Genomic DNA, 2,738 nt, shown 5'->3' with positions numbered 1-2,738 from the left:
CCCACGCCCGCCGAAGAAGCCGCGCGCCAGGCTGCCGAAACCCCTGCGGCCCAGCCGGAAGTCAACCCGGCGGAAGCTGCTCCGGCCGGTGCCGAAGCCGCATTGGCTGAAGCGCAGGCCAAGATCGCCGAGTTGCAGGAGAGTTTCCTGCGCGCCAAGGCCGAAACGGAAAACGTGCGCCGCCGCGCGCAGGAGGACGTGACCAAAGCCCACAAGTTCGCCATCGAAAGTTTTGCCGAGCACCTGTTGCCGGTGGTCGACAGTCTGGAAGCTGCTGTGGCGCACTCCAGCGATGATCTGCAGAAAGTCCGCGAAGGCGTCGAACTGACACTGCGGCAGCTGAGCGGCGCGCTCGAAAAGGGCCGCGTCGTGGCGATCAATCCGCCGGCCGGCGAGAAGTTCGACCCGCATCGTCACCAGGCCATTTCGATGGTGCCGGCCGATCAGGAGCCGAACACGGTGGTTTCGGTGCTGCAAAAGGGCTTCGTGATTGCCGACCGCGTCTTGCGTCCGGCACTGGTCACCGTCGCCCAGCCGAAGTAAGCGCGAGCAACCCGCCGCAGCCCCTTCGGTCCGCGCCCCGCTATCATGGCCAGCCTTCCCGTCGACGCCACGGCCTCGGGAAGTTCGAGGCAGCGGTCGCGGTCGTCCGGGAGAAGGCTCGGGCCGCTCAAGGTGGCTGCGCCAATCCCAAAGCAGCAGTCGATTGAAAAAAATTAAAGACCGCATAGCGTTCAAGGTCTTGAAAACGATGCGGACGCACTTATGTTGAGTGCAGGTATGAATTTAGGGCGGGGTGCCTGGCTGCCAGGTGGCGCAAGGCACTCCCCACAGCGATCAAAGTCAGGAGATTAGTAAAAATGGGCAAAATCATCGGCATCGACCTCGGCACGACCAATTCGTGCGTGGCGATCATGGAAGGCAATTCGGTCAAGGTGATCGAGAACTCGGAAGGTGCGCGCACCACGCCGTCGATCATTGCTTACATGGAAGACGGCGAGATTCTCGTCGGCGCGCCTGCGAAGCGTCAGTCGGTCACTAACCCGCGCAACACGCTGTACGCAGTCAAGCGCCTGATCGGCCGCCGCTTCGAAGAGAAGGAAGTGCAGAAGGACATCGCTCTGATGCCCTACAAAATCGTCAAGGCCGACAACGGCGACGCATGGGTCGAAGTGCGCGACCAGAAGCTGGCTCCGCCGCAAATTTCGGCTGAAGTGCTGCGCAAGATGAAGAAGACCGCTGAAGACTACCTCGGCGAGCCGGTCACTGAAGCCGTGATCACGGTTCCCGCGTACTTCAACGACAGCCAGCGTCAAGCTACCAAAGACGCAGGCCGCATCGCTGGTCTGGAAGTCAAGCGCATCATCAACGAGCCGACCGCTGCTGCTTTGGCATTCGGCCTCGACAAGAACGAAAAGGGCGACCGCAAGATTGCGGTGTATGACCTGGGTGGCGGTACGTTCGACGTGTCGATCATCGAAATCGCTGATGTTGACGGTGAAAAGCAGTTCGAAGTGCTGTCCACGAACGGCGATACGTTCCTCGGCGGTGAAGACTTCGACCAGCGCATCATCGATTACATCATCGGTGAGTTCAAGAAAGAGCAAGGCGTCGACCTGTCGAAGGACGTGCTCGCGCTGCAACGCCTGAAGGAATCGGCGGAAAAGGCGAAGATCGAACTGTCGTCCAGCCAGCAGACCGAAATCAACCTGCCCTACATCACGGCAGACGCGTCGGGTCCGAAGCACTTGAACCTGAAGATCACGCGCGCCAAGCTCGAAGCGCTGGTGGAAGAACTGATCGAACGCACCATCGAACCGTGCCGCGTGGCCATCAAGGACGCGGGCGTGAAGGTTGGCGAAATCGACGACGTGATTCTGGTCGGCGGTATGACGCGTATGCCGAAGGTGCAGGACAAGGTCAAGGAATTCTTCGGCAAGGAACCGCGCCGTGACGTGAACCCGGACGAAGCCGTGGCCGTGGGCGCCGCGATTCAAGGCCAGGTTCTGTCGGGCGACCGCAAGGACGTTCTGCTGCTCGACGTGACTCCGCTGTCGCTCGGCATCGAAACGCTCGGCGGCGTGATGACGAAGATGATCAACAAGAACACCACGATCCCGACCAAGCACGCACAGGTCTACTCGACGGCTGACGACAATCAGGGCGCCGTGACGATCAAGGTGTTCCAGGGCGAACGCGAAATGGCAGCCGGCAACAAGCTGCTGGGCGAGTTCAACCTTGAAGGCATTCCGCCCGCACCGCGTGGCGTGCCGCAGATCGAAGTGAGCTTCGACATCGACGCGAACGGCATTCTGCACGTCGGCGCGAAAGACAAGGCAACCGGCAAGGAAAACCGCATCGTCATCAAGGCGAACTCGGGTCTGTCGGAAGCCGAGATCGAAAAGATGGTGAAGGACGCCGAAGCGAACGCCGAAGAAGATCACAAGCTGCGTGAGCTGGCCGATGCCCGCAACCAGGGCGACGCGCTGGTCCACAGCACGAAGAAGGCGCTCACCGAGTACGGCGACAAGCTGGAAGCGGCTGAGAAGGAAAAGATCGAAGCGGCGCTGAAGGACCTCGAAGAAACGCTGAAGAGCGGTTCGAGCGACAAGGCGGCGATCGAAGCCAAGATCGAAGTGGTGGCGACGGCCTCGCAAAAGCTCGGCGAAAAGATGTACGCCGACATGCAGGCGGCCCAAGGCGCGGCGGGTGCAGCGGCAGGTGCCGCAGGCGCAGGC

At 61.2% G+C, this 2,738-nt stretch carries 2 protein-coding genes; both read left to right on the top strand.

Going from position 1 to position 2,738, the window contains the following annotated elements; genetic code table 11:
- Window positions 1-543 (top strand): nucleotide exchange factor GrpE (gene grpE / locus WCA53_RS30465; protein WP_423920200.1); only part of this gene is annotated, 543 nt, incomplete at its 5' end.
- A gap of 317 nt (window positions 544-860) precedes the next feature.
- Window positions 861-2,738: molecular chaperone DnaK (gene dnaK / locus WCA53_RS30460; protein ID WP_423920195.1), on the top strand; the 1,878-nt coding region annotated here is incomplete at its 3' end.

It is taken from the genome of Caballeronia sp. (genome assembly GCF_049581465.1).
In the GTDB taxonomy this organism is placed as follows: Bacteria; Pseudomonadota; Gammaproteobacteria; order Burkholderiales; family Burkholderiaceae; genus Caballeronia.
The sequence above is the reverse complement of the archived record's forward strand: the minus strand, read 5'-3'. Positions and strand labels throughout refer to the sequence as shown.